This window comes from Planctobacterium marinum (genome assembly GCF_036322805.1).
Classification (GTDB): Bacteria; Pseudomonadota; Gammaproteobacteria; order Enterobacterales; family Alteromonadaceae; genus Planctobacterium; species Planctobacterium marinum_A.
This window is the reverse complement of record NZ_AP027272.1, coordinates 4434080-4460202: the sequence shown is the minus strand read 5'-3', so window position 1 is coordinate 4460202 and position 26123 is coordinate 4434080. Positions and strand designations below refer to the sequence as shown.

Below are 26123 nucleotides of genomic sequence, written 5' to 3'. Positions count from 1 at the left end.
CCAAAAGCTCGCTAATCCCAGGCATCAGAGACAAAAAAGAAGCCTTTGCCCCAGATGGTTTTGATACGGAAAGGCGCCTTGGCATCGTCGTGTAACTTTTTTCTCAGGCGAGAAATGCGCACATCGGCAGAGCGGTCTACGCCATCGTATTCGCGGCCAATAATTTCCGTGTAGAGGGTGTCTCTATCCACTACCTTAGAAGCGTTTTTTGCCAACAGCCACAGCATATCAAACTCGTGACTGGTGAGTTGCACTGTCTCTCCCTTGAGGCTGGTTTGTCTGGATTTCTTATCGATTGTCAGCTGTCCAAAGCGCAGCAGGTCTTCATTGCTCTCTTTGCTACTGGTTTGTATCGGATTTACTCGTCTTAATAGCGCATGAACTCTTGCCAGTAATAATCGGGGTTCAACCGGCTTAACAATATAATCATCAGCTCCCAGTTCCAAGCCTATGACCTGATCAACGTTGTCGCCTTTGGCGCTCATGAACAGGATCGGTCCCGTAAATTGGCTGCGAATCTCGCGACACAGGGTTAAACCGTCTTTACCTGGTAGCATGATGTCGAGAATGAGTAATTCTGGCTCAAACAAGGCGATCTGTTTTTCTAAATCTGAGCCGTCTTCTAACGCTAAAGTTTGAATATCATTGGCGTTCAGAAACTCTTGAGTTAGTTTGCGTAACTTCTCATCATCTTCCACAAGAATGGCTTTATGCATCAGAAAAAACTCCAGGGGTTGCGCACTCGGCGCCGTTTTGATGAAGGGGTCAGACTCTGCACTTGCAGGATTTTACGCGCGCTGAGTTGACCATCAACCAGTATTTGCAATTCGGTGCTTTGGGTTAGTTCAAGGGTGAACTCAATCTGACCCAAATCACTGCGTATACATCTAAGCAGAGTATCACCTAGTACAAAACATACTTCTTGTCGCGTGTTAATCAGGTCCCTTGGCAAATTGATGTTTAATGAGAGACGACAAAGCCCGCCCGGCTTGTCAGTAAAACAAGTCGAGGGAGCGATTTGCCACTCTTCTGGTGAGGCGGTAGCTGGCAATATGGTAATCCCGCACCAAATCAATAAAGGCTTCAACAGCCAGGTCCTAGAACCTATAAGTAACCCCTGCAAATGTTGTTATCGTGTAATTTTTATCTACCAGCGGGCTATCCGACATAGCGGAAGGTAAATGGTTATAACTGATATGTAATAACCAGCGCCAGTTCTCCGTTATTTTTCGGTTGGCTGATAAGCCCACCTGTGTGAACCAGGCAGAACCTGCTGTGTAGTGCAGTGTGGCATCGAAGGTATCGCGAGCATCGATGCCATAATAATAATCTAACAGCGCTGCGCTTTTCCAGGTGGCACGCAGGTTGGCAATAACGCGCCATTCCCCCAGTTCCATAAAGCGTCGATAGTTAGCACTGAGTGACCCACCTTGATAAACGTCATTAATGTCGTGGGCAGCACTTAAGGTCCATTCATTGTCACCCTGGTACCAATGTAATCGAATGCCGGCGTCTATGCCGAGTTTGCGTTTTGCCACGTTTTCAGGAGAAACCTGTATGTTGAGGAAAATATCTTGTTGATTGTCATCTTCGTCATTCGGAGCAAGGCCCGGAGCCGTACCACTTTCAAAACCGCTTGAGATGCTGCTGCCATCTAAGACAAAGTTGCTAAAGTGACTGCTTCTGAAATATCCATATTCGCCGTTCAGGGTAACAAAGCCTTCTGCTGCAAACGTTTCTTGCTGAATCCATTGGTAGCCTATTTCTGTATTGTCCAGGTACCAGTTTTCGCCGTACCAGGCGATGTCGGGGATCACCACCAGCGGGGTATTGTCGGTTTGATAGAGGGGATTGGTGCGCACCCCGGCACCTAAACCGACGGCAATCTCTAATTGGCCTTTTTCGAGACAATAAGATGCCATGCACTGTTCTTGCTCTTCCCGGGCGCTGGATATTGCTGACACACACAACAAGCAAAGGGCAAGAGTTGCTTTGCATGTTTGTTTATAGGTCAGTTGCATTCCTGTTGGCATGGGGACAATGGGTACTCGATGGTTATTTCAATATGGTTAAGCTTATCAAAGGTCTGACAAGGCCACATCAGGCGATTACAAATAAACACATTTCTTAAGATTTTGGAACGGATTTTGGTGAACCGTGAGCCTAATATAATTGCCATTACAAGGTTTACTTTTTCATCAAAAACATTCAACCAGGATCATCGTCTCAGGAGTTAGCCATGATCAAACGTGCTTTATCTCTCTCATGTGCCATCGCACTGTTAACCGCTTGCGGTGGTTCAGACACTGCCACCACTCCCATTACACCGCCTGAGCCACCAGCGCCACAATTACCCGAAATCAATGGCGCGCAAGCCATTTCAGGTAGTTTGGTATTATCCGGGCCTGGCGAATTTGAACGTTATCTCAAGAATGGTATTTATAGTCGCTCAGCGGGTACTGACCGAGATGGTGGTATTCCAGCCGCACCCACTCTGGAGTTCAACGATGCAGCTAGTAGCAGTAATTTTTCTCAAACCAACACGGCAGAAGAAGGAGTAGATGAAACGGATCGCGTCGAGTACGACGGCAATATTTTGTACATCGCCACACAACCCGTCTGGAATGGCGTGGAAATGCCAGCCGCTAGCGTTCGGGTGATGCAACGCAACGATGATTTTAGCTTAACTGAAGTGAATGATATTGCTGTTGAGTCAGAAAATAGCAATATCAATGGCATGTACTTATATGAAGACCGATTGTCTGTGGTGTCTAGTGGTTTTCCATTCATGACTCTGATGGACATAGCCAGTACTAGCTTTTTTGCGCCTGACGGTGGCTGGAGCAACTCAGTTGACCTAAATCTGTATGATACCAGCTCACCGACTGAGACTAACGAAGTCGCTGCTATTTCAGTGGATGGTTGGCTGGTAGCCAGTCGTCGAATCGATAACCATATTTATCTGGTGACTTCCTACAACCCTTATGTAGAGCTACCACATCCTTATCCAGAAGATGACGCTCAGCGCCTCGCAAATTACGAGTTTTTGCAAACTGTTTCTATGGCGGATTTAATGCCTGACATTCGGATCAATGAGCTCGCTCAAGAACTAAGCCAGCCGGAAGAATGTCTTATTCCGGAAGAGGCCACCGAGGCTGATGGCTATGCCAATCTGTTACATGTGACGCGTATTAACATTGAACAACCGGAACAGTTTGAATCTATTTGCATGAGCACCTACGCAGATATCAGTTACATGTCCACCAATAGTTTGTATCTTGCGGCACATGTGCAAGAGGGAATGTCGCTACATAAATTTGACGTTGCATCTCAGTTTGCTTATGCCGCCTCGGGCGAAGTTGACGGCGGTTTATGGGGAAGGGACGGTACCCCACAATTGCGTATGAGTGAAAGTGATAACTTTTTGCGAATCGTCACCAGCCAGTGGACTGATAATGGCCCCGAGCACAAGCTCAGCGTATTGCAACAAAGCGACAGTGCATTACAGCTGGTAGCGCAACTGCCAAACGATGAACAGCCGGAAGCGATTGGTAAACCCAACGAGGATATTTTTGCTGTGCGATTCATACAGGATCGCGCTTACATAGTCACCTTCGAACGAGTTGATCCGCTTTACGTCATCGACTTAGCCGACAATACCGCACCTTTTGTGGCAGGCGCGTTGGAGATACCCGGATTCTCATCCTATCTACATCCGTTGGAGAATGGCTATTTGCTAGGAGTGGGGCAAGAGGTGGAAGAAGTGGATTTACCCGGCACTGGTGATACACCGCAGACGCTGCCTGTTACGACGGGTGTAAAAGTTAGTTTGTTTGACGCATCCGATGCCAGTAATCCCATTGAGCTTGCCAATGTTTCTTTCGATGACACCTACACGCCAGTGGAATATGACTACCGTGCATTATCGGTATTAAAAACTGGGCAGCAGTATCAATTTGCCTTACCTTTGGAGAGTTGGCTGGAAACTGAAGTTACTGATGAAAATGCCGAAGAGGGAACCACAACTACGCTTTGGCAACCTCACAATAGTTTATTGATGTTGGATGTAAACGCCACCGCCGGTGCAGCCCAAATGCAGGTGGTTAATCGTATGGAAGTGGAAAATGACCCGGAAAGCTATGCCTGGAGTGCCGATGACCGCAGCGTGATCCACGGCGACAATGTTTTCTTTGTGCATGGTAATCAGGTTTGGCATAGCCTCTGGCAAGCTGATTCAGAGGTCAATGGACCTTACTAAGCTTTGCGCTCAAGGATGAGCTGCAGCTGCATTGATTAGTGCAATGCTTCATGTGTTTGTAACATAATTGCGGCAGGCTTCGCTTACCAAGGATATAGACAGCACAAGGACGTGTTGCCTCCAACCGCTGTATTATGCCCTTTCGCTATATCATCGAAAAAAACGAATGGTTCCATTCATTTTAATCACTTTAAAACCCGTCATTTAATCACCAGACTACTATACTCAAGTGCGAAAGTTCGTTTCACACGGTTGAATCAGTATTTGGAGAATACATGAAAGCATCAGACTTGTTTGTTAAAGCCCTCGAAGCCGAAGGGGTGGAGTATATTTTTGGTATTCCCGGTGAAGAAAACCTGGACTTATTGGAGTCGTTGCGTGGCTCTTCCATCAAGTTAATCCTCACCCGACATGAGCAAGGGGCCGGATTCATGGCCGCTACCTATGGACGCTTAACCGGGAAAGTTGGGGTTTGTTTATCTACCTTAGGCCCCGGTGCCACTAACCTGGTAACCCCAGCTGCTTACGCTCAATTAGGTGCTATGCCTATGATGGTGATCACCGGACAAAAGCCTATTAAAACCAGTAAACAAGGGCGCTTTCAGGTAATAGACGTGGTGGACATGATGCGTCCTATCACCAAATATACCACCCAGGTGGTCAGCGGCGACCGTATTCCGTCAGTGGTGCGCGAAGCTTATCGATTGGCCAGTGAAGAGCGTCCGGGGGCTGTGCATATTGAATTACCCGAGGATATCGCTGCAGAAATTACCCTGATGCCTTTGATTAATGGCAGCGTTTCTCGACGCCCTATTGCCGAATACAAAGCGATTAATCGTGCGGTGGAGATGATTGAGGCGGCAAAATCACCGGTGCTACTTATTGGCGCGGGTGCCAATCGCAAGCTCACCAGTAAGATGTTAACCGAATTTGTTGAGAAAACCGGTATTCCTTACATTACCACCCAGATGGGTAAAGGCGTATTGGATGAACACGGTGAACTGTTCTTAGGTAATACTGCACTCTCAGACGGTGATTTTGTGCACCGCGCCATCAATGCCGCGGACCTGATCATCAACGTCGGTCACGATGTAGTTGAAAAACCACCTTTCTTTATGAAGCCCGGTGGCAGCAAAGTGATTCATGTTAATTTTGCCAGTGCCGCCGTTGATCCTGTGTACTTCCCACAATTGGAGGTTACCGGCGACATTGCCAACAGTATCTGGCAAATCAAAGAGCAGATAAGTCGTCAGGATTCCTGGGATTTTGAATTCTTCCATAAGGTGCATGACGCTTATGTGCAGCACCGCAGTGAATCAGAAAATGACGACCGCTTCCCCATTTTACCTGAGCGTTTTGTGCGAGATGTGCGTGAGGCCATGCCTAAAAACGGCATTGTCACCTTAGATAACGGCGTTTATAAAATCTGGTTTGCCCGCAATTATCCGGCGGCCTTCCCCAATACGCTATTACTGGATAACGCGTTGGCAACTATGGGGGCGGGCCTGCCTTCTGCCATGGCGGCCAAGATGGTGCACCCGGATCGCCCGGTGATTACGGTATGCGGTGATGGCGGATTTATGATGAACTCCCAGGAGCTGGAAACCGCAGTGCGTTTGAATCTGCATATCGTAGTATTGATTCTGCGGGACGACGCCTACGGCATGATCAAATGGAAACAGGCCAATATGGAGTTTGAGAACTTTGGCTTGGACTACGGCAATCCCGATTTCGTTAAATATGTGGAAAGCTATGGCGGTAAAGGCTGGCGTGTGGAATCGGCGGCAGAGTTATTGCCCCAGTTAAAACAATGCCTGGCGGAACCTGCAGTGCATTTGATTGATGTGCCGGTGGACTATAGCTTGAATGACGAAACATTGAATAAAACCATCAAAGAATTGAGCAGCAAAATTTAAGGAGGCACCGTGAGCCAACAACTAGCAGAACACTATCCCTACTATCTGGCCAACAAAGCGGTTTATGCCAACAAAGATTTGGCCGTGACTAACAAATACACAGGTGAGGACGCCACGTATGTGGCACTGGCCGATGCAGAGGTGATCGATAAGGCAATCGCTGCCGCTGATGCCAGTCAGGAAGCCTTGCGCAAAATGACGCCTTATGAGCGTCAGGATATTCTCAATCATTGTGTTAAGCGTTTTCAGGAGCGCTTCGAAGAGCTGGCTTATGCCCTTTGTATCGAAGCAGGCAAGCCCATTAAAGATGCCAGAGGCGAAGTCACTCGTTTGATTGACACCTTCCGTATTGCAGCGGAGGAAGCGGTACGCATGGAAGGCCATGTAATGAACCTGGAAATTACGCCGCGGGCCAAAGGCTATCAAGGCATGTACAAGCCCGTACCTATCGGACCTTGCTCTTTTATTTCACCTTTTAACTTTCCGTTAAACCTGACGGCCCACAAAGTGGCCCCGGCTCTGGCGGTGGGTTGTCCGTTCGTACTCAAACCCGCCAGCCGCACGCCTATTGGTGCCATTATTATCGGTGAGATTCTGGCTGAAACGGATCTACCTGAAGGGGCATTCTCCATTTTGCCTTGCAGCCGAGATGGTGCAGATCTGTTTACCACTGATGATCGGTTCAAACTGCTCAGCTTTACTGGGTCACCCGGTGTGGGCTGGGAGTTAAAAGCCAAGTCGGGCAAAAAGCCAGTGGTATTGGAACTAGGTGGTAATGCCGCGTGTGTGGTGGATGAAGATGCCGACCTGGATGACGCCATTGAGCGCATTATTTTTGGTGCCTATTACCAGTCAGGACAAAGCTGTATCAGTGTGCAGCGGGTGATAGTGCACAGCTCTTTGTATGATGAGTTCAAAACCCGTTACGTAGAAAAAGTCAGCAATTTGGTACACGGTGATCCGCTCAGTGAAGATACCTTTATTGGTCCCATGATCTCTGAATCCGAAGCCAAGCGCTTGGAAGGCTGGATCAACGAAGCCAAAGAGGCGGGCGCCAGTGTACTCTGTGGTGGTCAGCGGGATGGTGCCATGTTGCAGGCCACCGTTATTGAAGGCGCTGCCAGTGATTCCAATATCAATGCCGAAGAAGCCTTTGGACCTGTGTCTATCATTAGTTCTTTTGACGATTTTGACGCGGCCCTAGAGGAAGTGAATAACAGTCAGTTTGGCTTACAAGCAGGCATCTTTACCCGCGATCTATATAAAGCCCACAAAGCCTGGGACACCCTGGATGTGGGCGGAGTGGTCATTGGAGACGTACCCAGCTGGCGTGTAGACAACATGCCCTACGGCGGCGTGAAAGAGTCAGGTTTGGGTCGAGAAGGCGTTAAATTCGCCATGGAAGATATGACCGAGCTACGCCTGATGGTGATCCGTACACCACAGTAAATGACATGAGCCAGCACCTGTTGGTGCTGGTTTCATTTTTGTCGGTGGTTTTATTTTTGTTGCTGGACCAGGTATTCCGTTCTGATTCGATAGCTTTCTTCAAGAGCAACTACGGCAGCAATAAAACCAGATAATAAAAAGATACTAAAACCTACAACTAGTAATCCTGCACCGAAACCCCCGATAAAATTGATATCAATGAGATCGGCAATAAATGAAATTAGCCCCAAACAAAACGAAATAGTGCCAACAATCGCCAGCGCTCTGGCGAGAAACAACACAAGTTTGAGGTTTTTTGATTGGATATTTCCGTATGGCTTCACAGCTTCTCCTGTTAATTTTTTATCTCCATTGATACTACGATAGCTTGTGCTGAAAGTGTATTAAATTTACCTTTCTAAAAGTTTCTGCGCCTTCAAGGCAGGAGTTACTGATCTTTTCTCAAAGCGGAGCAATAAATTTTACTCTCTCTCTTGCATGGGGGGGAACCTGTTTTTTATTATAAATTTAAGGTAAATTAAATGGCCTTTTTCAGGCCGGTGTATATAGACAAATAAAGGAATATGATGAAAAAAATAGGATTTTTCGTTTCTTGCACTCTAATTATTCTCATCGCCATCTCGTGGCAAACTAAACAAGAAACCCGTCAGGAAATTGATAGCCCACCTCAGTTTGAGAGACTTGATAATTCTGAAGTAGTGATTCCAGAACATCTGCTAGATGTTGAAGAAAAAAATTCGTTATCAGCTTTGTTGAGAGCAAAAGAACAATGCGATGAGAGGCACCTGACATACAGTGACAAAGTTAAAAGCATCAATAATAGCCTGATCCGTGCACTACAAACGGAGCTGCAAGCCGGGAAAACTGAAACTGAGCTAATGGCTTATGAAAAGCAGTACACCACCTTTCACAGAGGCTTTGATGATCTGCTGTTATTGGCACGAATAAATCTGGAGAAACAAAAATATCAGTTTACCCGCTCTGCAGAAATTCTAGGAGAATGGACAGGTTTGTCGGTGATCAACGGTTTGAATGATGAAAAAGTGCCACAGTTGATTGCTGATTTGCAGTCAAATCCACCTTCCGGGATGAAGATGTTTCTATCGTTAAAGGATCAGGTGAGTCGCTCTGAGATAGCCCTGTTGCTGGACAACAAAGAAAACTTTAATACCTACCTTGAATCCCCGCTGGGAATAGAAGACGTTTCGGTTATCTCACCCTCTGTGCTTGTTATCTTGACTGCCACTCGATTGGATGTACAAGAATTTCAACAAGCGATAGCGCAACACAACTTTACGGTAAACGACGTGGCAGTAGCGATACATAGCGAACTGCCTGTGGAATACATCAGTGCAGTACTGCAGCAAACGCAATCTCCTGAAGCGATACCGGTATTAATGCGAGGACCATTCAATGAAGCCTTTTTTAATTTGGCTGATATGGCCGCAGCAAAGCACAATACGCGCTTACTGCAACTATTGGCCACTTATGGCGTAACCCCCTCTGACAAACCCGGCATTGTTACCGGACTGGATATTGCTATTGTTAACATGAAGTTCTATTCAGCTACTCAATCCTACCCGGATGAATATTTTGAAACCCTGGTGTATTTAAAAGGTAAAGGCTATCGAGCCCATGGTGAAACCGTGCAATTTGATGGCGCTTCCGGAATACGTTTTTCGCCACCTCATAACAAAAGCCAGTGGAGTAGCACGGTATCGGATCCGGAATTGAAGAAACTACTTGAAAGTATTGAATTGATTAGCGTTGGAGAGCGTATTCCTCAGCTTAAACCTGACAATTCAGCATTGTCCAATGCCATAGCCGTAGCTAAAGATAAAAGGCAAGAACTCAAGCGAGAGGGAGAACAATGCGCAGCTACCGAGAGGTTGTTGCGTGACAGAGAAGGCTTTGCCGATTTCGAGGAAGCGCGTGAGATAATCAAACGCATAGAAGCTGATTATGGTGAAGTGGCGGGGCAACTGCATCAAATTGACCCTGCGCTTTATGTCATCTGGTATGAGCAAAAAAATCACAGGGTTGGACGAAGCGAGAGCGTATTTTTAAATCTATTGCGAGATAAGCAATTTCAGCAGGCATTGGAGTACAGTACTGCACATCCTCTAACCACAGTTGAAACAGATGCGCTATTGCGTGCCATGTTGAGCAACTTTGATGAATTGCTGTCGGTGTGGCAAGCCAGAGTGATGCCTGCTGCACCATCATCTTTAGAGGCACTGAAATATTTGAAGTTAGAGCAGTGGCAATACTGGTACGAGCAAGGATTCGATTTTAATCTTCACGATCAGCAGGGCAGGGATGTTTTTGTTGCAGCAGCATTAAGCCAGGGCGCTGTAAATGTGATTAGCTTTTTCCATGAGAAAGGCCTGAAGCCTCAAACGCAGGAACTTGGGCCAGATGTAATTGATGTTTTACTGGAGCTAAGTTATCGCGATGGCAAGCTGCACCCAGCGCTTGCGACGGTATTGCCTTTGGTTAATGAGTTTGAGCCAAATCACTATGCAAGGGTTTCTCGCCTTAAGCAATTTTACCCCGGTGAATACACTGCGCTGGTAACAATGAAACCTGCTCTTGAAGTAAAAGGCGATGTGCCGATGAACCGTTTTCGTCTCAGACTCTGATTGATGAGGGTGATCCGCACACCGCAGTATAACTCGATAGCCTGGCACCTTATGGTGCCTGGCTATCAAACTATCTAGTGTTTTTCCGATTCAGCTATGGATTGAGTTTAAAGAAGCTGAGATCCGAGCGCATTTCGCCTACCTGGTCTTGCATCATTTGACTGGCTGATGCGGCTTCTTCCACTAATGCGGCGTTTTCCTGGGTCATGGTTTCCATTTGAACTATGGCAGCGTTAATCTGCGATATCCCCATTTCCTGTTGCTTGGCAGCTTCCATGATGTCTTGCACTTGTTCGCTCACATCCACCACCGCTGCAACGATTTGCTCCAGTGTCGTGCCCGATTCGCCTGCGGTTTTAACCCCCGCTTCTACTTTTTTGAGGCTGTCTCCGATTAAACTATTTATTTCTTTGGCAGAGGTGGCTGAGCGTTGCGCCAGGTTTCTCACTTCCGTTGCCACAACGGCAAACCCCCTGCCGTGCTCTCCGGCTCTGGCTGCCTCCACTGCGGCATTCAGGGCAAGCAGGTTGGTTTGAAAGGCGATTTCGTCAATGGTACTGGTAATATCTGCAATTTGTTTGCTTGAGCGTGAGATTTCTTCCATGGCATTTACGGTATTTTTCACCACATTTTGCCCGGTTTGAGCCAGGCTGCGGGTATCTTGCACTGTGTTGGCGGCTTTGCTGGCATTTTCTGCACTTTGCTTAATGGTGGCTGTCATTTGTTCCATACTGGCAGCGGTCTCTTCCAGGCTTGAAGCCTGTTGGATAGTGCGGTCATTGAGTTGGTTGTTACCGCTGGCGATTTCTCGCGTTCCGTGGTTCACCTGTTCGGCAATGTTTAGAATGCTTGCCACGGTTTTTTGTAAGTGAGCCATAGAGGTGTTTAGCGAATCTCGCACACGATTCAGCTCTTCGCCAAAATCACCCTCTACTCTCGTGGTTAAATCGCCCGCTTCCAGTTGTGCCAGCGCACTTGCCATTTTGTCAGTGCCGCGTTTACGACCTGTGACATCCACACCAAAAAACACGATTTTAATAATGTCTCCAGAGGTATTTTTAATGGGATTAAAGGAGCCGTTTAGCCAACATGTGTGTCGCTCTGTTGTGGAAAACTTAAAATCTCCAGAGACAAAATTACCGCCTGAAAGCGTTTCATTAAAATGCCTGTACTCACTGCTTTCAATAAAGTCTTTGTGCAGTAACGTATTCCATTGTTTTTGTGAGGCGGCTTCACTGGTCTCGAAACCTAAAGCGCGACTAAACAGGGTATTGCATTCTTCCAGCGTGCCAGCAGGCGAAAATTCGGCTACTGCATTAGCACGACCAATGGCTTCGAGCTTAGCTGTAAACTCCAGGGCCCTTATTTTGGTTTCGGTAATGTTGGTTTGAATGGAGATGAATTTTATTAGTTCGCCCGACTTGTCAAAAATGGGATTAATCGCCAGCGATATCCAGTAACTATTGCCTTTATTGTCGTAATTCAGGATCTCTTCGTAGAAGGGTTGACGGGAATCCAGTTTTTCGCGGATGCGCTGTTTGGACTCGGGGCTGGTATCTTTGCCTTGCAGCATGTCGCCGGGTTTTTTACCTAAGCTTTCTTCATAGGAATAGCCAGTGAGTTTACTAAAACCAGGGTTGACGTATTCTATCAAGCCTCGGGCATCAGTAATGATTACTGAATTATCGGTTTCATTGGCAACCAGTGATAAGTTGCGAACCAGTTCCCGCTGCTGCACTTCAGCGGTGATGTCGGAGGCATACTTCACGACTTTAAACGGCTGACCGTTTAAATCTAATATGGGATTATAAGTGGCCTGAATCCAGACTTCTTTATTGTGCTTACCAAGGCGCTCAAACTCGCCTGATTTAAATTGGCCTTGATTTAAACTGGCCCAAAAATCACGATACTCAGCACTTTGTGCAACACCCGGTTTGGCAAACATACTGTGATGTTTACCCTGAATTTCTGACAAGGTATAACCCATGGTCTTACAGAAATTGTCATTGGCGGTGATGATGGTACCGTCAAGTTCAAATTCGATAACCGCCTGGCTTTTACCCACCGCTTCTAATTGCCCCTGATAATCGGCGTTTTTCAGTTTTTCCTGGGTTACGTCAGTGGCGAACTTTACTACTTTAACTGGATTTCCGTTGGGATCCAGAATGGGATTATAAGTGGCCTGGATCCAGATCTCTTTGCCACCCTTACCCAGCCGTTTAAACTCGCCTGATTTGTACTGACCACTTGCCAGTGCTTGCCAAAACTGTTGGTATTCAAGGCTATTCTTAAGATCTTCTTCTGCGAACATGCTGTGATGTTGGCCTTGGATTTCTTGCAGCTGATACCCCATCACCTGGCAGAAGTTGTCATTTGCCGTAAGAATATTGCCTTGTAAATCAAATTCGATCACGGCTTGCGCCTTATTAATGGCTTCCAGCTGGCCCTGATAGTCAACGTTTATGAGCTTCTGCTCAGTGATATCAGAGGCGTATTTGACAACCTTATAAACTCTGCCGCTGGCATCAAAGATCGGATTATAGGAAGCCTGTAACCACAGCTGTTTGCCCTGCTTATCAATTCTTTGATACTCCCCTGATTCAAACTCACCTTGTGCGAGTTTTTGCCAAAACAAACGGTATTGTTCAGAGTTAGCGAACTGGGGATCCACAAACATGCGGTGATGTTGGCCCTTGATTTCTTCCAGACTGTAGCCCACCGTACGACAGAAATTATCGTTGGCGGTGATGATGGTGCCATCTAAATTAAATTGGATTACCGCCTGGGATTTGCTGATGGCAGCTAATTGACTGGAAAAATCAGCATCTCTTAGCTTTTGTTCCGTCACATCTGTAGCAAACTTAACCACTTTATAGAGTGTGCCTTGTTCGTCAAATACCGGGTTGTATGAGGCATTGATCCAAATCTCTTCGCCTTGCTTAGTGATGCGTTTGAACTCACCTGCAACAAAATCTCCAGCATTGATTTTTGACCACATGTTGCGGTACTCATCACTCTTGGCGAATGCGGGTTCAACGAACATTCTGTGATGCTGACCGACAATTTCATCACGGTGATAGCCAAGGGCAGCGCAAAAGTTATCGTTAGCATCCAGAATGACGCCTTCAGGGGTAAACTGAATGACTGCCTGCACCCGGTTCATTGCTTGATAAATGGCTGTTAACTCGCGGTTTTCTTGTTGTTCTTTTATGCGGTCTTTGGCAGAACCATTGCTAAATAGATTGTTAAACATGTTGTAGTCCCTTTACGTACCGGTAATCACCCCTATCGCCAATGGGGGTGGGGAGTTTTGTTAAAGATAATACTAGCGGCATTTTCCGATTTAGAAAGCTCGACTTTAGTATTGTTGCCTGGCATTAGGGTAATAATTTGTGCGGTGACGTTGCACCCTTGTTGAGCCAAAACCCTTCTAAAACAGTATCAACTGCTTAATAAAATCTCATCACATTAACGCTTTTAATTGTTACAATGTAACAAATTTGCGTTATGGTGGTGACCGACGGATAAAATAATCATCAGTTGGCGGTCAGGCCCCGGTTCTCACTGCTACATCTATACAAAGGTCTCTACATGGATAAAAAGTCAAAATTGTCGGCACACTGGAAAAAACTGTCTGTGGCAACAATGAGCGTCATGTTAATCAGTGCACCTGCGTTGGCGAAAAAGGCGCAACCGGAATTGCCCACAAGCATTGAATACCAGGATTTATTCCACCTTGAATATGCTGCAAACCCGGTAGTGATGCCGGATGGTAAGCAGGTGCTCTACGAGCGCCGTAGCATGGATATCATGAACGACAATCTGCGCAGAAACCTGTGGACAGTCACTCTCGATGGTAAACAACATTTGCCACTGCTCTCGGATGCCAATAATCACTACAGTCCGGTGTTCTCTCCGGATGGTAAGAAGCTCGCTTATCTTTCCAACAAAGACGGCAAGACACAAATTTACCTGAGAGACTTAGCCTCAGGCCACACCGCACGTGTGACTGATGTCCAGATGAGCCCGGGAAACCTCAGTTTTTCACCAGACAGCGAGCAATTGGCCTTTACTATGTTCACACCTGATAAGCCTAAATCGGTTTTTAACATCGGTTTTAAACCGGAAGGCGCAAAGTGGGCAGACGAAGCACAATATATAGAAAGCACCTTGTTTCGACGCGATGGTGTCGGGATGAATCGTCCGGGCAACACTCATGTATACGTGGTGCCAGCGTTAGGAGGAACACCTCGTCAGATAACCTTCGGTCAGCACGACTATTCAGGTGCGCTGGCCTGGAGCAGTGATGGTAAACACATCATTGTCTCAGCAAATACCCGTGAGGATTTTGAGTTTGATGTCTATAACAGCGATTTATTAGCTATTAATGTCAAAACCTCAGCCAGCAAAAAACTCACTGATGCCACAGGCCCAGAGAGCAATCCGGTGATGAGCCCTGATGGTAAACTTCTGGCATTCACTGGCTTTGAAGACAATGGCAAATCCAGCCAAATCACTGAGTTGTATGTAATGAGTCCGGCTGGTGGAGACATTAAGCGATTAACTCCCGACCTGGATCGTTCTGTTAGCGATATTAAATGGGCTGAAGATAACAAAGGGTTGTATTTTAGTTACGACAATAACGGCAAAAAGCATGTGGCTCACGTTACCTTGGGCGGTAGGTTAACTGTAAAAACCGATGCACTTGGCGGCCAGAGTTTGGGGCGGCCCTATACCTCCGGTGATTATGCCGTCACTGCACGTGGAGAGGTAGTGTATACTCACTCCTTTGGTGATCGCCCGGCAGATTTGGCGGTGTTAAAAGGGGCCGGTGACTTTACGGTGATCACCGACCTCAACAGTGATTTGTTCGATCATAAAACCCTGAATAAGCCCGAACTGATGACGCTAAAAAGTAGTGTGGATGAGCGCGAGTTACAGGCCTGGATCGTAACCCCACCTGATTTTGATGCCACTAAAAAGTATCCCCTGCTGCTGGAAATACACGGCGGACCGCATACCGCTTATGGTCCTGAGTTTTCCACTGAAGTGCAGATGTTTGCCGCTGCAGGTTATGTTGTGTTGTATGGAAATCCACGCGGCTCCACTTCTCAGGGCAGCGAGTTTGCTAACCTGATCGACAAGAACTACCCCTCTGAAGATTACAATGACCTGATGGATATGGTGGATGGTGTTATTGCCAAAGGCTATGTGGACGAAAATAACCTGTTCGTGACCGGAGGCTCCGGTGGTGGTGTCTTAACGGCCTGGATTATCGGTAACACTGATCGTTTCAAGGCCTCGGTTGTGGCCAAGCCAGTTATCAACTGGAGCAGCATGATAGGTACCTCTGACATTTATACCTTTATGGCCCGCTACTGGTTTACTGACTTGCCCTGGAATGACTATGAGCAGTATTGGAACCGCTCTCCGTTATCACTGGTGGGCAATGTTAAAACGCCGACTATGGTGTTAACAGGTGAGCTGGATGTTCGTACACCGATGGCCGAGAGTGAACAGTACTATGGGGCATTGCGTTTACAGGGAGTCGAGAGTTCATTGGTTCGTATCCAGGGGGCGTATCACGGTATCGCTGCAAAACCCTCTAACCTGGCGCGTAAAATCGGTTACATTCTGTCCTGGTTTGACAAGTATAAAACACAGGATGTTGAGTCTGAAAAAAGCTCAGACTAATTCCTGAAGAGGCTTAGCTGTGGAACATTGCGCAATCAATGGGCAGTGTTTCACCTTTCTTGTTCCCGGGTTTTTCACTCAGATTGGAACAATCGTCATAATAGTTGCCTGGTCATGTGCCCTGCACCCGGTGATAGCCCTGTAGGGCGCCAACGTGGCATGTTGAACAAGACTGAAAAACAAAAAAGGGCCTGAATCAGCCCCCTTAAAACTCGTCATAGGCTGACATTACTCGTATAGAGTTTCCAGCGTATCGAGGAACAGAATAGAGTTTATTTTCCACTCATCGCGGGGCTTATAAAAGTCGATCTGCCAGTAAATAGCGTGATTTTCAAATTTGTGCAGATAGTAGTAGCGAAGAAAAGACTCGCCTATACGCTTTTCACTAACAAATTCAGAATCAATTGCCTGTCCGAAGCGCTGATCTACTATGGGCCATTGTTGTGCTATTTGATTTGCCAGTCCGTCAATTTCCACGTCCGGAAGAGGCCAATATTTTTTTGCTTCATTTAATCCTTGTTGAAATTTTTTGTTTACAAATTGTTCCATCATCTTGTCTGTAAACTCTTTGGCTTCTTGCTCAGATTTAAAACCATCAGCAAGGGTAGAAAAAGACAAAAAAAGCAAAGTGAATAAAAATCGTAATTTCATTTTAACGTCCTGTTTAATTGCGGGATGAAAGAATTCAGAGCAGGCGACTAACCAAACTTCACTATTAATAGCAAACCACCTGATCAGCCACAAGTGTTTTACAACTGATCAGAGTTTGGCTCATATTCCATATACACATCCGCGCGCTGGTAATGAGAATTACTGGGGCTGGGTTTGTGTACAAAACCCATTTTTTCATACAGGGTGACTGCGGGCACCAGGCGTTTATTGGATTCCAGAAATAACAATTTTCCGTTGGAAGCTTTAAACCGTTCGATGGCGAATTCCATCAGTTTACGGCCCACCTTCAAACCCTGATATTTTTCAGTGACCGCCATTTTTGTCAGCTCCACACGGCCTTCTGGTAGAACCATTAACGCTACCGTACCGATGATTTCACCGCGATACCGAGCGAAATAAATATTGCCTCCCGGTGCAAGTATGTATTTTTCCGGGTTGGACAAGACTTCATTATCGTACTCTTCCACATAGAAGTACTTCTCTAGCCACTCGATATTCAGGCGCTTAAAATCTTCGGCAAACTCCGGCTGCCATGTGAATATTTCTACTTCATTGGCGGTACGCATTTTTTCCCTGGCCACAATACGTTCTGATAGACAAAGCTGTTGATTTTGGTGCTCCAGGTCTAATACGGCGGGTAATAGCTGATGTTCAGATGCTTTAAGCATGTCATCCAGGCAATATTGCAGGTTTTCCCAGATGGGCACCAATTGCTCTACCAGCTCTTTGCCTGCGGGTGTGAGTGATAGCAAGCGTCGGCGCTCATCTTTGTCATCCGGACGAGCATTGATGTACCCCTGCTGGCTGAGCTTTTTACTCATCTGATTAACGGCGGGATGAGTGATGCCCAAGGCATCTGCTATTTCAGTGATAGCAGCATCGCCATCTTGATAGAGCAAGAAAATAATGGCCGTAATACGAGAACTAAGCGCTATCTCGTGGCGTTTGTAGATCTTGTCCACTTCGTCGTATAGATGATCGCTGAGTCTTTTTAAACGCGTTCCGAGAAACAGTTCACCTAATTCTTCGATAGTCTTCATCGCAAACAACCTTTTATGTAATGTGTTACGTAAAATAATACGTAATGTTTTACGTAAATAGCAAGTAAAACTTTTTTGGGAAAAGTTCGACTATCTACATGGTCATAAGCCTATCTAAATGCTTTGATTTTCGAGTTTTTTGATTGAATTGCAGTAAATAGTTTTGGGCAACTTTGTGAAATGATGCACGCACTAAGCACGACAAGTTTTCCGTAATGAATTATTTGATGTAGGCTATAACTTTGAAATCTGAATTCACTATAAATAACCTGATATGCGATTACCTTGCTGGGTCCTCTTGTTGCTTTTTTTGTTGCCAGGACTCCCTCCCAAAGCCTACTCTTCATCGGAACTATTTGAGCTGGGAGAATGGTACTTCGAGTCGTTTGAAGAACTGGAAGATCTCGGGATAGATGTCATAACGGTCATTATTCAGGATCAACGTGGCTTTATCTGGCTCGGGGCTCAAAGTGGCCTTGTGCGGTACGATGGCTATGAGTTTAAAAAGTATATGCCGGATCCACAAAATCCGCATGCCATCAGTGGCCGCTATATTCAGTCCATCACCGAAATTGGTGAGCAAATATGGGTTGGCACCTATTCCGATGGGCTGTCTATTTATAATCCAGATACGGACAGTTTCACTTCTTACAGCCACGATCGCGAAGATCCTCTGAGTCTCGCTGATAATGATGTGCGCGCCATTGTGCCCGTGGGTGAGCACGTGTTTTTGGGCACTCGCGGAGGCATCAATATTTTCACCAGAGATGGCCGTTCACTGGGTATTGTTCAGGTGCGTGGCTGTGAGAATGTTTTGTCAAAAGGGAGAGTGAATACCTTATTCTCGGAAGCCAATAATCTGTGGATTGGTACTGTCAATGGCTTGTGCCGCCTGAATATGCCGGGATTTATCGATGCTGGTCAAATTTGGCAAGGCACGGAACTGAAAGAGTTTGACGGGCACAATGTGTATTACCTGGCTGTGGATTACCTGAAACAAATTTGGGTAGGCACCACTAATTTTGGCGCAGCCGTTATTCAGCCCGGTAGCTTGACGGTTACCGCCATTCCCTATGACCCCAATGACCCGAGCAAGGTTAATGCTCCTTGGGTAGATGAAATGCTGCAAGTGGACGATGAAGTTTGGCTGGCGACAGCAACAGCGGGTATTGCCGTGGTTGATGCTAAAACGCTTCAGGTTAAACGCCACATCCGCCGACAAGAAGGCATTCCCAACACACTGACTCTGGATGATATCAGTGCCTTTTTACAAGATGATTCAGGGCTTATTTGGATAGGTACCTGGGGTGGCGGGTTGAATCGCTTTAATCCTGCCAATAAAGCATTCCGGAGCCTGAGACCTAATCATCTTAAGACCAATACGCTGACCCACCCTGATATCCGGGCCATTGAAGAGCTGCAAAATGGTGAAATATGGGTGGGTTCTTTTGTTAATGGCATCGACGTCATTAATCCTGAGCATGGTGTTATTCGTGGTTTTCGCCCCGATCAAACTGATCCACTCGCTTTGCAAGGTGGGTACGTGTTTAGCATCGAACAAATGCCTGACGGGGATATCTGGGTGGCGACATTGGATCACGGTATTTTCAGGTATTTACCAGAGGTGGATGGCTTTCGTCAGTTTGTTGATCACCCTGAATTACCGGACAACACAGTGCGCACTTTATTGGCAGAAGGAGAGCGCTGGTTGTGGGTGGGTACTGATGCGGGTTTGAGCTTAATGGATACTCAAACGGAAACGCTGCAAAGCTTTAAGCTTCAGGATGTGCGCGGCCAGACCTTTGATAAAGTGATCGAAAGTATTGTTGTGTTTGGTGGAGTGGGCTGGATTGCCACAAACCAAGGACTATATATTGCCGACCGGGAAACCATGACAGTGGTGCCGGTGGTCAGTCCCAAGGGAAGAGGTCTGGCTGATAATTTTATCACCGATATTCACATTAGCTCTGATAATCACCTGTACTTCGCCAATAGCTTAGGGTTTGACAGATTAACTGCTTGGGATCCAACAGGTATTAATCAAGGTGAGGTGACGGCTGAATTTGAATCCATTGCTGCCAAAATAGGACGTCCTGGCGAGAGGTTAGGCAACAATATACTTGAAGATAATTCGGGACGTTTATGGGTGAAAAATAGCGTGGTGGACCCTTCAGATTGGTCCCTGACTCGCATCGATAAATCCGCCGGTTGGGATGTCGGCAACATGTGGATTGGAAGCAACCACAAATTGCGCGATGGTACTTTGATGTTTGGCGGTACCCGTGGCATTTTGTTGATCCGGCCTGAGTTATACGAAACCTGGACCTTTGAACCCAGGTTAGTGGTAACAGCAATAGCTCGTGATAGCGAAAAAGTCGCACCAGCGGATGCCAAACCACTAGTACTCACTCCTGAAGTTGAAAGCTTCTACATCGAGTTTGCCGCGCTGGACTATTCGGGTTCTGAGCGACTGCAATATCAATACAAGATGCAAGGCTATGATAGTAACTGGATCAATACCAGTGCCAGAAATCGCCGAGCTACCTACTCTCGTCTGCAACCCGGCGAGTATCAACTGCAGGTGCGTGGTACCAATAAAGAAGGCATCTGGAGCAACCAGATGGTGACCGTGGATATCCTTCAGCGCCCGGCATGGTATGAAACCTGGTGGTTCAGAACCATAGCAGCACTTGTGATTTCTATGCTGTTATTTGGCTTTTACAGCTACCGGGTCACTATGTTAAATCGCCAAAAACAAGCTTTGGATAAGCTGGTGGCCTCGCGTACCGCCGACATTGAACTGCTAGGTAAAATTGGCAAAGACATAACTTCGTCCTTGGACCTGGAAGAAGTGATGAATGCGGTTAATCGCCATGTTTCGAAACTTATCGATACACAAGTATTTCTGATGGGGTTCGTGGATGAAGATAAGCAACTGATTAAAATTCAATTCCTCAAAGAGGATGGTATCCGCTGTCAATCTCTCGAGTATGAATTGAGTGAGCACAACCGACCAGCAGTTTGGTGCGTACAGAATAAGGCCGCATTAATTACCAATAATCGCCTTGAGCTTTTAGATTATGTTGAGGAAATTCAGCAGCCTAAATTTGGCGAGACGATGGAATCTATCGTGTATTTACCACTGGTGATACACGATAAGGTGGTGGGTTGTTTGAGTCTGCAGAGTCCCAAGCAAAACGCTTATACCGAAAACGATATCGAAGTACTGCAAAAAGTGGCGTCTTATGCGGCCATCGCTCTGGATAACGCAGAATCCCATAGCAAACTGGAGTCGGCGTTAAGTGAGATTGAACGCATCAGTCTCACTGACCAGTTAACTGGTGCTAAAAATCGCCGTTTCCTGGAAAACATTATGCCGGTGGAGATGGCGCGCATAAAACGCGCTCGCGCCGACAATTCTCCAATAGAGCTGGGCTTTGTTTTATTGGATATCGACCATTTTAAAGCGGTAAATGATACCTGGGGCCACGATGTCGGTGATCAATTGTTAACTCAATTCGTGGAGCTACTGCACAAACTGTGTCGTGAGTCTGACTGGGTGGTGCGCCTCGGGGGCGAAGAGTTTGTGGTTGTGGCTCAGATAGAAGAGGAAGGGCAACTGGCGAAACTCGCTGAGCGCTTGCGCAAGGGTGTGCAGGAGTTTGAATTTGCGATTGATGCGGATTTGGTATTGCAAAAAACCTGCTCCATTGGTCTGGTAACTGTGCCATTTGTGAATGGTGACTTCAGCAAAATTAACTGGCAGAAATGCCTAAATATCGCCGATCGCGCCCTCTATGCCGCTAAAAACAATGGTCGCAATGCCTGGGTGGCTATTTTCGCCAATCAATCCTTAATAGAAGCCGATATTTATGACCAGGTGCTAAAATCGCCGGACAAATTAAGAGAAGAGGGACGCATTACCTGTGTGACCTCTTTTGCTGAAGATAAGAGCTGGCGCTTTAATCAAGACTGAGAAAGGTGAGAAACGAAATCTCAATTAAGATCGACACAGGGAAATAACATTATCTTAGGGATTCAAACTGTATAGTGTTTAAAGATTCATCTTGTTTTTAAAAACTCGGACAAGCTCAAATCACAACCCACAGCATTTTGATTCCCAATGCTAAAAGTAGCAGCGCAAAAAGTTTCTTCAGCAGTGTAACCGGAAGCTTATGCGATACTTTTGCCCCGAATGGCGCGCTGATAATGCTCGCCATCGAGATTAAAACCATGGCGGGGAGATAGACAAAACCGAAAGTATTGGCAACTGCCGAAGTCTGTCCTAAACCATTGAATAAGTATCCCAAAGTGCCAGCTAAGGCAATGGCCAAACCTATCGCCGCTGATGTACCCACAGCCTCGGACATCTTAATCCCCTGGCGATTTAAATAGGGCACCAGTAGTGATCCTCCTCCAATGGAGACCAAAGCGGAAATAGCGCCGACAACAAAAGACCAGACAACCGCTTTAGTCTTGGTGCCTGTCTTAATCACTTCTTTTGGCCTACCCTTGAATAGCATCTTCAAGGCGGTGTAAAACATAAATAGCGCAAAAAATAGTGTCAGGTAAACGGCATTCGATTGCGCCGCAAGGAATGTGGCAGCAAAGGTACCTATTATGCAGCCTGTTGCCATTAACCCTGCAATGGGCCAATTCACCGCCTGGTGTTTGTGATGAGCATAGGCACTTGAGAACGATGTTGCGACAATACACGCCATAGACGTACCCAGTGCCACATGCATGACCATGTGTTCGGGGATACCGTGGTAAGCTAAAACACTGGCTAATACGGGAACCAGAATTCCGCCACCACCCACTCCCAACAAACCTGCTATAAAGCCAACTACGCTGCCCAACAAGAGAAAGGCTAGCACCCATTCTATGCTCATCAGTATTCCTCTAATTTAAAAGTGACCATGATATTGCGAACTTACACTGGTAGAGTATCGACAACCAGACAAGTTATATCGAGATCATGACAAAGGTTGTTTCACTTCCACCATCGCAAGCCAGTGAGCGGCCTCTGGATGTACCAATCAAGGTCGTCCGGCGAGACATTCCAGCGTACTTTAAAGTTGCAAAGCACAATCACGAATGGGGGCAATTTGTTTATGCTAGTCAGGGTGTAATGTTGGTTGACACACCTTTTAACCGCTACATTGTGCCTCCCGAACAAGGCGTATGGTTGTTACCGCACGTGGATCATGAAGTGCAGTGTTTGACAGATGTTTCTCTGGTGAGCTTCTACATTGCCACTGAGATGCGACATGACATGCCAAAAGAATGTGCTGTGCTGGAGATAAGCCCATTCTTGAAAGTGCTAATTTATGAAGCAAGAGACTTTACTGACCACTATTCATGGGAAGATAGCCAGGGGTTGCATCTGCGTCTGATACTGCAAACGCTCTCTGAGGCCCCCGCAGCCGTATACCAGTTGCCATTTCCCTCGGATAAGCGTCTGGTGAAGGTACTCAATTGCATTCAGCAAACTCCGTCAAATCACGACAGCTTAGAACAGTGGGGAGACGTTGTTGGTGCATCCAGTCGCACTTTGTCTCGATTGTTCAAAAAGGAAACCGGGTTACATTACACTGAATGGCGGCAACGCCTCACAATCCAAATTGCCATTCGTAAACTGATTCAAGGCAACCCCATTGCAGTTGTTGCTGATGAACTGGGCTATGCTTCAGTTTCTGCATTTACCTATATGTTTAGAAGTAAAACGGGCATGACGCCAAGGTTATTTAAAGGGAAGCAAGTTAGATAAAGCATTGTGTTGCTTAACTTTCATCGGTTGCAGCGGGCCACTTAGATGTGGAAATGAAAAACGCCAGTTCAATGAACTGGCGTTGGCATTTTGTGATAAAGGCGAATTGCTGTTAAGCTAATTTATCAGATGCCACGTGATAACGCGGATCTTCAGCCACGTTGATTTCAACGTATTCTTGCGCTTTGGTGAGTAAGTCGCGACATTCCTCACTGATGTGACGGATATGCAGCTTTTTACCTGCCTGACGATATTTTTCTGCCAGGTTATCAATGGCATCCAGACCCGATGAATCCCAGATACGCGAGTCATTAAAATCAATCACCACGTCTTGTGGATCATTGTTGGGATCGAACAGATCTTTAAAGTGCAGTACCGAACCGAAGAACAAGGGACCCTCAACTTCATAGATTTTCCAGCCATCTTTGTCGGTGTGGGTTTTGGCCACAATATGAGTGGCGTGTTTCCAGGCGAACACCAATGCGGACATAATTACGCCGACAATTACCGCGATAGCCAAATCGGCATACACAGTGATGGCAGTTACAGCAAACAGTACAAAGGCATCTTCTTTGTTAACGCCGCGAATAATTTTAAAGCTGGCCCACTCAAAAGTACCAATGACCACCATAAACATGACGCCAACCAAGGCAGCCAGTGGAATCATTTCAATCAGTGGCGCAGCGAACAGGATAAAGGCTAACAGTACCAATGCTGCCGTGATACCAGATAAACGGCCACGGCCGCCAGAGTTGATATTGATCATGCTCTGGCCAATCATGGCGCAACCGCCCATACCGCCGAAGAAACCATTAACGGTATTGGCAACACCTTGACCGATACATTCACGGTTACCTTTACCGCGTGTATCGGTAAGGTCATCAATGAGAGAAAGTGTCAGGAGTGATTCAATCAAACCTACCAAGGCTAAAATAATCGAGGTGGGCAAGACGATATAAAGGGTTTCCAGGGTAAAAGGCACCGCCGGAATAGCAAAGCTTGGCAACTCTCCAGCCAGGGTTACGGTATCGCGCTGCTCCGCAGGCACCATATCTTTAACAAAATCAATAACGGTGCGGGCTTCCAGGTCTAAACCATGAACCAGTGCGGTTACCGTTAAGATGGCCACCAGTGACGCAGGCACTGCTGAGGTAAGCTTCGGTAAGAAGAAGATTATCGCCATGGTAAGGGCGGTTAAACCCAACATCAGATACAGCATCTGGCCTTCCATCCACACCTGAATACCAGAGGTATCCAGTACTTTGAATTGCCCCAGCTGAGCTAAAAATATCACGATAGCCAGGCCATTAACAAAGCCTAGCATTACAGGGTAGGGCACCAGTCGGATAAATTTCCCGAGTTTAAATATCCCGGCCATTAGCTGCAGCAAGCCGGCCAGTATCACCGCCACAAACAGGTACTGCACGCCATGCATGGCCACTAAACTCACCATGACCACGGCCATTGCGCCGGTGGCACCAGAAATCATGCCAGGGCGACCGCCAATGGCTGAGGTGATCAAGCCCATCATAAAGGCGGCATATAAGCCCACCATGGGCTCAACGCCTGCTACAAAGGCAAACGCCACCGCTTCTGGCACTAACGCCAGTGCGACAGTAATACCGGACAAGACGTCGTTCTTAACATTACTGTCTTTATTAGTTATCAAATCAAACATAGTGTGCTCAATTGTTGAAAAATGCCGCGAATTCTAACAGGTATTAATAAAATGATCTTTTAACAGAATGTTAAATATAGACCTTTTCCTTTATTGCGGGTGATTTAGCTTTCAGTGGACAGTATCCAGGCCACTCCTTGACGAAAAGCATCTGGAATGGAAGAGACGTGGCTGTGGCCAGGCATAGGCTGGATGTGTAGTTGCCAATTGGGATGTGAATTCTCATGCCAGTATGACTGCCAAATCTTTCTTGGGGCTGTAAAACGCGCTGCGTCGTGCTCCGCTGCTCCTACAAATAATTTAACTCTTCCTTTAAAGGAAAGTGATTCAGGTAATTTCAGGAAGCGTTCCGTATTGGTATGTATGGCAGGATTATTGGCAATGATGCCATAAAAAAGCTCTGGCCTGTAAGTGGCGAGATAGAGGCCAAATTGACCACCCAATGAATTACCGAATAACAGGCGCTTTGCTTCATCTGTGGGGTATTTTTGAGCTATTAGCGGTATTAATTTTTGTGTCAGAAAGCGGGCAAACTCAGTTGCACCGCCCCAGTGTTTTCGATTCTCATTCTCTGAAGGCAGGGTGAAGTCGTGGCTGCGGGCATTGCCTTGGCGCCAGTCATCAGTGCCATAACTGATCCCCACAATAATCAATTCTGGCAGCTCTTCTAAGGCTTGCAATAAATGAGCGTGAGCGCTAAGCATGGGAAAGGTAATACCGCCGTCCAATAAATAGATCACCGGATAGCGCTTATCCGGCTCCTGCTGAGCAGGTCCTTTCACATAGATATAGTAGTTTTGTTTTTGGTTTTTAACTTCGAAGGTGTCAGTGTTAGCAAGAGACTGCAAATAACGACTATCAAGTGTTTGTGCCTTGCCAGTGGAGATGAGGCAACTCAATAGGACAAACAATAACAAAGTGCTACGAATAGTCATTTGCAAGCGGTATTGGGATATTTCTTAATTTATTGCAGCCTGGGTGCGATCAGGCAAGGTGACGGGCAG

17 protein-coding genes are annotated in these 26123 nt (G+C 46.5%); 7 read left to right on the top strand and 10 right to left on the bottom strand.

All coding sequences use genetic code 11. The features are described from left to right. Positions 1-11: 11 nt before the first annotated feature. The 3 genes from AABA75_RS19540 to AABA75_RS19530 are packed head-to-tail and all read right to left on the bottom strand — an operon-like array spanning position 12 to position 1922. Complete coding sequence (locus AABA75_RS19540) at positions 12-716, bottom strand: response regulator (protein ID WP_338294412.1); 705 nt, start codon at positions 714-716, stop codon at positions 12-14. Continuing rightward, a complete protein-coding gene (locus AABA75_RS19535; protein ID WP_338294411.1) occupies positions 716-1051 on the bottom strand; it encodes a DUF3019 domain-containing protein in 336 nt (111 codons plus the stop codon). The genes AABA75_RS19540 and AABA75_RS19535 overlap by 1 nt, the downstream gene beginning before the upstream one ends. Positions 1052-1097: 46 nt before the next feature. After that, on the bottom strand, positions 1098-1922 hold the full coding sequence (locus AABA75_RS19530) for a MipA/OmpV family protein (protein ID WP_338294410.1): 825 nt from the start codon (positions 1920-1922) through the stop codon (positions 1098-1100). A gap of 317 nt (positions 1923-2239) precedes the next feature. Between AABA75_RS19530 and AABA75_RS19525 the strand changes: the two genes are divergently transcribed. The 3 genes from AABA75_RS19525 (at position 2240) to AABA75_RS19515 (ending at position 7623) form a co-directional block, all read left to right on the top strand. Then, positions 2240-4258, top strand: a complete 2019-nt coding sequence (locus AABA75_RS19525) for a beta-propeller domain-containing protein (protein WP_338294409.1) — start codon at positions 2240-2242, stop codon at positions 4256-4258. A gap of 275 nt (positions 4259-4533) precedes the next feature. Further along, on the top strand, positions 4534-6174 hold the full coding sequence (locus AABA75_RS19520; RefSeq protein WP_338294408.1) for an acetolactate synthase large subunit: 1641 nt from the start codon (positions 4534-4536) through the stop codon (positions 6172-6174). Positions 6175-6183: 9 nt separating this feature from the next. Continuing rightward, entirely contained in the window at positions 6184-7623 is a 1440-nt protein-coding gene (locus AABA75_RS19515) for an aldehyde dehydrogenase family protein (RefSeq protein WP_338294407.1), read from the top strand. A gap of 50 nt (positions 7624-7673) precedes the next feature. On the opposite strand, the gene AABA75_RS19510 is transcribed toward AABA75_RS19515, so the two are convergent. Beyond that, positions 7674-7946, bottom strand: coding sequence for a hypothetical protein (locus AABA75_RS19510; RefSeq protein ID WP_338294406.1), 273 nt, complete (start codon positions 7944-7946; stop codon positions 7674-7676). A 240-nt stretch (positions 7947-8186) separates the two neighbouring features. Between AABA75_RS19510 and AABA75_RS19505 the strand changes: the two genes are divergently transcribed. Further along, complete coding sequence (locus AABA75_RS19505) at positions 8187-10265, top strand: hypothetical protein (protein ID WP_338294405.1); 2079 nt, start codon at positions 8187-8189, stop codon at positions 10263-10265. Positions 10266-10359: 94 nt separating this feature from the next. Here the strand turns inward: AABA75_RS19505 and AABA75_RS19500 are convergent, their stop codons facing one another. Further along, on the bottom strand, positions 10360-13518 hold the full coding sequence (locus AABA75_RS19500; protein WP_338294404.1) for a PAS domain S-box protein: 3159 nt from the start codon (positions 13516-13518) through the stop codon (positions 10360-10362). A 338-nt stretch (positions 13519-13856) separates the two neighbouring features. On the opposite strand from AABA75_RS19500, the gene AABA75_RS19495 reads away from it, so the two are divergent. After that, the gene (locus AABA75_RS19495) at positions 13857-15959 is read left to right on the top strand and encodes a S9 family peptidase (RefSeq protein WP_338294403.1); all 2103 of its coding nucleotides are present in this window, start codon (positions 13857-13859) and stop codon (positions 15957-15959) included. A 228-nt stretch (positions 15960-16187) separates the two neighbouring features. Here AABA75_RS19495 and AABA75_RS19490 read toward each other — a convergent pair whose 3' ends face one another. Then, the gene (locus tag AABA75_RS19490) at positions 16188-16610 is read right to left on the bottom strand and encodes a hypothetical protein (RefSeq protein ID WP_338294402.1); all 423 of its coding nucleotides are present in this window, start codon (positions 16608-16610) and stop codon (positions 16188-16190) included. Between the two features lie 98 nt (positions 16611-16708). After that, positions 16709-17671, bottom strand: coding sequence for a bifunctional helix-turn-helix transcriptional regulator/GNAT family N-acetyltransferase (locus AABA75_RS19485; protein WP_338294401.1), 963 nt, complete (start codon positions 17669-17671; stop codon positions 16709-16711). Positions 17672-17984: 313 nt separating this feature from the next. Here AABA75_RS19485 and AABA75_RS19480 point away from each other — a divergent pair, with 313 nt between their 5' ends. After that, on the top strand, positions 17985-21647 hold the full coding sequence (locus AABA75_RS19480) for a diguanylate cyclase (RefSeq protein WP_338294400.1): 3663 nt from the start codon (positions 17985-17987) through the stop codon (positions 21645-21647). Between the two features lie 115 nt (positions 21648-21762). Here the strand turns inward: AABA75_RS19480 and AABA75_RS19475 are convergent, their stop codons facing one another. Then, positions 21763-22563 (bottom strand): sulfite exporter TauE/SafE family protein, encoded by an 801-nt coding sequence (locus AABA75_RS19475; protein WP_338294399.1) that lies wholly within the window; start codon positions 22561-22563, stop codon positions 21763-21765. 86 nt (positions 22564-22649) lie between these two features. Between AABA75_RS19475 and AABA75_RS19470 the strand changes: the two genes are divergently transcribed. After that, on the top strand, positions 22650-23441 hold the full coding sequence (locus AABA75_RS19470; protein WP_338294398.1) for a helix-turn-helix transcriptional regulator: 792 nt from the start codon (positions 22650-22652) through the stop codon (positions 23439-23441). A gap of 112 nt (positions 23442-23553) precedes the next feature. Here the strand turns inward: AABA75_RS19470 and AABA75_RS19465 are convergent, their stop codons facing one another. Then, on the bottom strand, positions 23554-25119 hold the full coding sequence (locus AABA75_RS19465; RefSeq protein ID WP_338294397.1) for a SulP family inorganic anion transporter: 1566 nt from the start codon (positions 25117-25119) through the stop codon (positions 23554-23556). 104 nt (positions 25120-25223) lie between these two features. Next, entirely contained in the window at positions 25224-26054 is an 831-nt protein-coding gene (locus AABA75_RS19460; protein ID WP_338294396.1) for an alpha/beta hydrolase, read from the bottom strand. Positions 26055-26123: the final 69 nt, after the last annotated feature.